This window comes from Pseudomonadota bacterium, assembly GCA_010028905.1.
Taxonomy (GTDB): Bacteria; Vulcanimicrobiota; Xenobia; order RGZZ01; family RGZZ01; genus RGZZ01.
Genome location: RGZZ01000306.1, coordinates 1 through 6,209 on the forward strand (window position 1 = coordinate 1; position 6,209 = coordinate 6,209).

Annotated in this window: 7 protein-coding genes; 3 read left to right on the top strand and 4 right to left on the bottom strand. The window is 66.4% G+C overall.

The genetic code is table 11. The annotated features are described in order from the left end of the window. Positions 1–443, bottom strand: a 443-nt coding sequence (locus EB084_17530; GenBank protein NDD30060.1) for a pentapeptide repeat-containing protein, incomplete at its 3' end; no start/stop codon positions are given. A gap of 76 nt (positions 444–519) precedes the next feature. Between EB084_17530 and rapZ the strand changes: the two genes are divergently transcribed. From rapZ to EB084_17545, 3 genes are all read left to right on the top strand, one after another. Beyond that, a complete protein-coding gene (gene rapZ / locus EB084_17535; protein NDD30061.1) occupies positions 520–1,449 on the top strand; it encodes an RNase adapter RapZ in 930 nt (309 codons plus the stop codon). Then, positions 1,446–2,858 (top strand): YvcK family protein, encoded by a 1,413-nt coding sequence (locus EB084_17540; GenBank protein NDD30062.1) that lies wholly within the window; start codon positions 1,446–1,448, stop codon positions 2,856–2,858. The genes rapZ and EB084_17540 overlap by 4 nt, the downstream gene beginning before the upstream one ends. A gap of 108 nt (positions 2,859–2,966) precedes the next feature. Next, positions 2,967–3,479 (top strand): hypothetical protein, encoded by a 513-nt coding sequence (locus tag EB084_17545; protein NDD30063.1) that lies wholly within the window; start codon positions 2,967–2,969, stop codon positions 3,477–3,479. A gap of 48 nt (positions 3,480–3,527) precedes the next feature. Here the strand turns inward: EB084_17545 and EB084_17550 are convergent, their stop codons facing one another. Genes EB084_17550 through EB084_17560 form a run of 3 tightly spaced genes read right to left on the bottom strand, consistent with a single transcriptional unit; the run spans position 3,528 to position 6,194 of the window. Beyond that, entirely contained in the window at positions 3,528–4,751 is a 1,224-nt protein-coding gene (locus EB084_17550) for a hypothetical protein (protein ID NDD30064.1), read from the bottom strand. Beyond that, a complete protein-coding gene (locus tag EB084_17555; GenBank protein NDD30065.1) occupies positions 4,741–5,517 on the bottom strand; it encodes an SDR family oxidoreductase in 777 nt (258 codons plus the stop codon). Before EB084_17555 ends, EB084_17550 begins: the two co-directional genes overlap by 11 nt. 2 nt (positions 5,518–5,519) lie before the next feature. Then, on the bottom strand, positions 5,520–6,194 hold the full coding sequence (locus EB084_17560) for a DUF4440 domain-containing protein (protein ID NDD30066.1): 675 nt from the start codon (positions 6,192–6,194) through the stop codon (positions 5,520–5,522). Between the last annotated feature and the right edge of the window lie 15 nt (positions 6,195–6,209).

Consider the following 6,209-nt stretch of genomic DNA (forward strand, 5'->3'; position numbering starts at 1 on the left):
GTGCCGACGAGCAGGGCCCCCACCATGCGCGCCTCGGTGAGGTCGGCGCCATCGAGCGTGGCGTTGAGCAGCTTCGCGTGATCGAATCGGACCCCGCGCAGCACGCTGCGCGAGAAATTGGCCTGGGTGGCGAGCACCTGGGTCATGTCGGCGCCCTCGAAATCGGCGTCGGCGGCATAGGCCTCGTCGAGGCGGCAGCGGGCGAGCAGTGCCCCCTTGGCGTTCACCTGGTAGAGCACCGCGTTGTGGAGGTTGGCGCCCGTGAGATCGGCGCCGCTGAGGTCGGCCGATTTCAGGTTCACACCGATGAGATCGGCGCCGGCGAGGCGCAGGCCGGCCAGGTCGACCCCCTCAAGATCGACCCCCTCGGGTCGCACGGACTTCCATTCGTTGTAGCGCTTGATGGACTTGCGGAGAAGTTCGATGGCCTGTGTGTCGGGCAAGGGCGCTGCGGCTCCTCGGTGGGTGGAATGGGCGACGGGTGCGGTGGGCGACAGGAAGGGCGCGCTTGCGGCGGGAATGCTCGCAAAGCCCCGGCGCGTCTCCTGGCGCGACCCCGGCACTTTTCAGAAACAAGACGAGGCCCGCGCGGCGTCAACCAGCAACTTCATCATTATCACAGGTCTTTCGGGCGCAGGCAAGTCTCTGGCGAGCCGCTGCTTCGAAGACCTGAACTTCTTCTGCGTCGACAACCTGCCTCCCGCCTTGCTCCCGAAGTTCGCCCAGCTGTGCGCGACCTCCGAGATCCAGAACGTGGCCCTGGTCATCGACATCCGCGGCCGCGACTTCTTCCGAGAGCTCGACTCGGCCCTCGACGAGATGCGGCGCGATGGCGTTCCATTCCAGGTGATCTTCCTCGATGCCTCCGATCAGACCCTGGTCACCCGTTTCTCGGAGACCCGCCGAAAGCACCCGCTGAGCTCGGGCGGGCGCGTTCTCGATGACATCCGGCACGAGCGCAAGCTGCTCGAGAACCTGCGCACGCGCGCCGATCTCATCCTCGACACGTCGATTCTCTCCCCCACCCGCCTGAAGGAAGAGATCATCTCCCGCATCGCGGCCCCGCCGGCGGGCGGCCGCATCATGGTGACCATTCTCTCGTTCGGCTTCAAGTACGGGCTTCCGATGGACGCCGACCTCGTGTTCGATGTGCGATTCCTCTCGAACCCGTATTACGTGGCGTCGCTGCGCGATCAGACCGGCAACGACGCCGACGTGCGAGACTACGTGCTCGCCCAGGCCAAGGCCCAGGCCTTCCTCGACCACCTCTACCAGATGACCGATTTCCTCATTCCCGAGTACGTGCAGGAAGGCAAGACCCATCTCACCGTGGCCATCGGCTGCACGGGGGGCAAGCACCGCTCCATCACGCTCGCCAACGAGCTGGCGCGCCACATGCAGTCGAGCAGCTTCAAGGTGGTCATCAAGCACCGAGACGTTCACCGATGAACCGCCTCCGGCGTCTCTTCAAGTGGCTCCACCCCGGCATGGGGGTGAAGCGCTGGCTCTTCCTCTCATCGACCGGCCTCGTGCTCTTCACCATCGGCATCGTTCTGTATGTGAAGTTCCGCTGGGCGTACTGGCTGCAGGCGCACGTGGTACGCCCCTTCAACGACCTGACGGGAAACCTGGTGCCGTTCTGGGCGTTCTACCTGGTGCTCATGACGGCGGGCATCGTGCTCATGGTGGGGGGCATCCAGCGGTGGTTCTCGGTCATCTACCGCGCTGTGGCGCCCTATGGATCTCGGCGCCTCGTCGATGTGATGTACGAGCGCATGGCCCTGGCCAAGAGCACGAGCTTCGTCACCGTGGGCGGGGGCACGGGCCTTTCGAGCCTGCTGCGCGGCCTCAAGGCCTACACCTCGAACATCACGGCGGTGGTCGCGGTGTCTGACGACGGCGGCTCCTCCGGACGGCTGCGCAAGGAGCGCGGTCTGCTTCCTCCTGGAGACATCCGCAACTGCCTGGTGGCCCTCGCCGATGACGACCTCATGCTCAGCGAGCTCTTCCAGTACCGCTTCAGTGAAGGCGGCGAGCTCGCCGGGCACAGCTTCGGCAACCTGTTCCTCGCCGCAATGACCGACGTGGCCGGCGACTTCGACAAGGCCATCGAGCTCTCGAGCAAGATTCTCGCCATCCGCGGCAAGGTTCTTCCCGGGACGCTCAGCCAGACATCGCTCTCGGCCGAGTTCGACGATGGAACCATCGTCGAGGGGGAATCGGAGATCTCGCGTCAGCGCAAGAAGGTACGGCGCGTCTGGCTGTCTCCGTCTGACTGCGAGGCCATGCCGGAGGTGCTCACGGCCATTCGAGAGGCCGACGCCGTGATTCTCGGCCCCGGAAGCCTCTACACCAGTGTTCTGCCCAACCTGCTGGTGCGGGGCGTGGTCGACGCCCTCGCCGAGACGAAGGCGCTGCGCATCTATGTCTGCAACGTCATGACCCAGCCGGGAGAGACCGACCGCTACACCGCGGCCGATCATCTGAAGGCCATCTTCAAGCACGCGGGGCGACGCATCGTCGACGTGACGCTTGTGAACTCCGAGATCCCCACCAAGGTGCTCGACCGCTACGAGGCGGAGGGCGCTTTCCCCGTGGAGCCGGACGTCGATGAGATCCGGCGCATGGGCGTGCGACCTGTGGCTGCCAGCCTCATCAGCGAGACCAACCTCGTGCGTCACGACCCGGACAAGCTCGCCGAGGTGGTGCAGCGCATCACCATCGAGCACTTCGAGCAGTCGGCGCCCAGCGGGAGCCCCACCCGCCGAAAGATCGGCTGGCTGTCACGCACCGCGAAGCGTCGTGAGGGCAGTCGAGGCCCCGAGGGCACGGGCGCGAACGAAGCCTCTGACGGCTAGAAGCGCGGCCGAACTGCTTCCGAGGAAGCCGAGACCCGCAAGAGAGCGCGCAGGGAAGTGCCGAAGCGCGCGCCGAACCCAGACGCATCACGATGGAGGCATGCACTGATGGCACGACACGCGCAGGCTCGGGCCGCAATCACCCTGGGCGCGGCGTTCTTCCTCACCTTTCAGACGCTCTTGAACCCCTCTAGCGGTGCCGTGGCCCAACCGACGGGAGACGGTCCATCATCGGGCTTCGGGCTGCCGATCAAGCCCTACTCCGCTGCGCAGCGGTATGTGCTCGGCAGCGGTGAGTCGCTGCTCACGGGTCAGCGCCTGATCTCGAGGAACCGTCGCTTCTCTTTGCGGGTGCAGAGCGATGGGAACGTCGTCCTCTACGACGAAGGCGACCACGATCGGGTCTTGTGGTCCACCAACACCCGACGGGCCGTGGTGGCGCGACTCACCATGCAGCGCGACGGCAACCTCGTGCTGTACGGTCCGGACAACAAGTCTGTGTGGGCCAGCGATACCTACCGCAAGGCCAGGGGCGGCGTGCTGCAGGTTCAGGATGACGGCAACCTCGTCATCTACAGCCGCAACCGCGAAGCCGTCTGGGCATCCGACACGCGCAGATAGCGCGGGCCCTGAGCGTCGTCACGACACGGGCCGCTCAACCCCCTGGCCCTACAGGCGTGACGCGATGAGCGGCACCAGCATCTCCTCGGTATCGAGGGCCCCGTGGCAGCCGATCGACTCCGGCTCACCCTCGCGATAGCGGTAGGTGACCTTCCATCCGGCGGCCACGTCGAGAAGCGATGTTCCCACGCGAGAGCGGGCTTCCGGATGGATGTCGCCGATGCCGAACCAGCCCTCGGCCAGCGCGCGCTCGGTGTCGTGCCAGCGCACAGGTGCCCCGAAGTGACGCTCGACGAGGGTCCGCGCTTCATCGTGCGCCCCCTCGCGCACGTGCAGATACGGCAGCCGACTGTCTCCCGTGGGCGGGCGCTCGAGCAGCCGAAGCAGGTCTGGGTGGTCATTGAAGGCCAGCCGCTGCGTGGGTCTCGTGTGCACATGCCCATGATCAGCCGTGATGAGCAGCGCCACATCCGGGGCCCGCAGGCGCTCGAGCACGTGACGACGCAGCGCGTCAGCAAGGCCTGTGATCTCGGCGTCCACCTCGTCGCTGTCGGGTCCGGTGTAGTGCGAGACGCTGTCGATGGGGTCCCAGTACACGTAGATGAACGAAGGTGCGCCGTCGCGCTGCTCGAGCATGCGCCGCAGGTAGACGAAGGCGTCGTGGGTGCCGGCGTGCCCCACGACCTCGGCTCCGCGGTAGAACATGCGCGACATGGCCGATGAGGCATAGGCGCTCTTGATGATCACCCGCGATGAGACCTCGAGCTCGCTCAACCGCTGGTAGAGCGTCACGTGATCGAAGAAGCTCTGGGCGTTGATGCGCCGTCGGGGATACGGCATGGTCTTGTCGACCGGGCTGAAGCGGATCATGTTGGCGGTCTCATCGACCTCGCGCAGATAGAGCTTGTAGCCCATCAACCCGTGCTCTTGGGGCGTGAGCCCCGTGTTCAGGGTGGCGAGGGCGGTGGTGGTGGTCGACGGGAGCACCGACGTGAGCTCACCTTCGAACCCGTTTCGGGCGAGCGCGGCCAGCGACAGGTGAGGGTGCGCGCCAACCGCCCGCCGATAGCGGTGAAGGCCGAGCCCATCGACCAATACGAGCACGATGGTGCGCACGCCGTCGAAGAACGCGCGCGGAAGCACCTGCTCGGAGAGAGGCGGATGACCGTCGATGCGGCCCCCGAAGGCCTCGACAATGGTGGCCGGAAGGTTCGAGATGCCCCGCCCGTCATACGAGGGGAGAACGCCTCCGGGGTGCAAGTCAATCGGCATAGATCATCTTCACCGTCATGCCCCCATCTATCGTCAGGTCGGTGCCGGTGATGAAGCCGGCCCGAGACCCATCGGCCAGGAATAGACACGCCTGCGCCACATCATCGGGCGTCCCCACCCGCCCCACCAGATGCTGGGCATGGTCGACCTCACGCAGCGCCTCGGGCTGCCGCTTCGACGCTTTCTGATGGGGGGTCACATCGATCCAGCCGGGGCTCACCGCATTGACGCGGATGCGGCGCTCAGACAGCGACGCCGCAAGGGCGTGGGTGAGCGAGAGCAGACCGCCCTTCGAGGCCGAGTACGGCTCGGTGTGCGGCTCCGACATGCGGGCGCGGGTCGATGCGATGTTGACGATGGCGCTCCCCTCGGGCATGAGCGCAAGCGCGTGTCGCGCGCAGAGATACGGCCCCGTGAGATTGATGGCGATGATGCGGTGCCACGTGGCCATATCGCGCTCCCAGAGGGGGCGCGTGTCGTGCACGCCGGCGTTGTTCACCAGCACGTGCACCGCGCCTCGCTGCTCTTCGACCGCGTCGAAGAGCGCGCGCACGCTTTCATCGTCGGACACGTCGCAGGTCATGAAGGCGCCCTTCAGGCCCTGTTGCACAAGGGTCTGCTCGTGCTCGCGTCCGGCCTCGGTGTCGAGATCGGCCATCACCACGAAGGCCCCTTCTCGCGCGAAAGCGAGCGAGATGAACGCCCCGATGCCCTGCGCGCCCCCGGTCACCACCACCGTGCGGTCTGCAAAGGCGCCGGACGTCACGGTCACTTCGTCACCCGCAGCGACGAGTGATCGTGAACGATGCGCCACCCACGGTCGCCCCGCACCCAGACCAGACTGAAGACCCCGTCCATGGGGCGAGGGCGAGGGCGAGCGTCAGCCTGCCCCCCCTTCACCACGGGCTCCTCGGAAGACACCTGGGAGGGAGAAGAGCCTGGCCTGGAGCCAGCCATGGCAGGCTCGAGGAACCACTGCCCCACGCAGAGGGCCGCATCCTTCCCCAGCGGGGTGACACGCAGGTTCTCGAACCGCAGCGTGCCCATGGTCTCAGGCGCGCTGCCATAGCGCGCCCGATAGCGCTCCATCAGCGGCTGCCAGCCCGTCACCACAACGCCCCCCGCAGTGTAGGTGATGTCAGCCGACCGCGCATAGCCGTCCATGAATCCCTCGAGGTCTCCCTTGTTCCACGCCTGGGCCTGCCGCGCCATGACCTTCGGGATGGCCACCGACGCATCAGACTGCCCTGTCTGGGAGAGCGTGGGGCTCTGTGACGCGGCGTCGCAGATGGCGGATGGTGACGTGGCCGGTGTGGCGTGGGCGGCGGGCACGAAGGCCAGCGCGCCGAACAGGAGCAGGGTTCGAAGACGCATGAATCGACTCTCCTCAGGTTTGATCGGAGGCGCCATAGGCGCCTCCTCAGGTTTGATCGGACGCGCCATAGGCGCCTCCTCAGG

What these genes read in the sequence shown, in the direction of transcription:
- rapZ (NDD30061.1), top strand. Translation starts at nt 520, where the DNA reads ATGCTCGCAAAGCCCCGGCGCGTCTCCTGGCGCGACCCCGGCACTTTT.
- EB084_17540 (NDD30062.1), top strand. Translation starts at nt 1,446, where the DNA reads ATGAACCGCCTCCGGCGTCTCTTCAAGTGGCTCCACCCCGGCATGGGG.
- EB084_17545 (NDD30063.1), top strand. Translation starts at nt 2,967, where the DNA reads ATGGCACGACACGCGCAGGCTCGGGCCGCAATCACCCTGGGCGCGGCG.
- EB084_17550 (NDD30064.1), bottom strand. Translation starts at nt 4,751, where the DNA reads ATGCCGATTGACTTGCACCCCGGAGGCGTTCTCCCCTCGTATGACGGG.
- EB084_17560 (NDD30066.1), bottom strand. Translation starts at nt 6,194, where the DNA reads ATGGCGCGTCCGATCAAACCTGAGGAGGCGCCTATGGCGCCTCCGATC.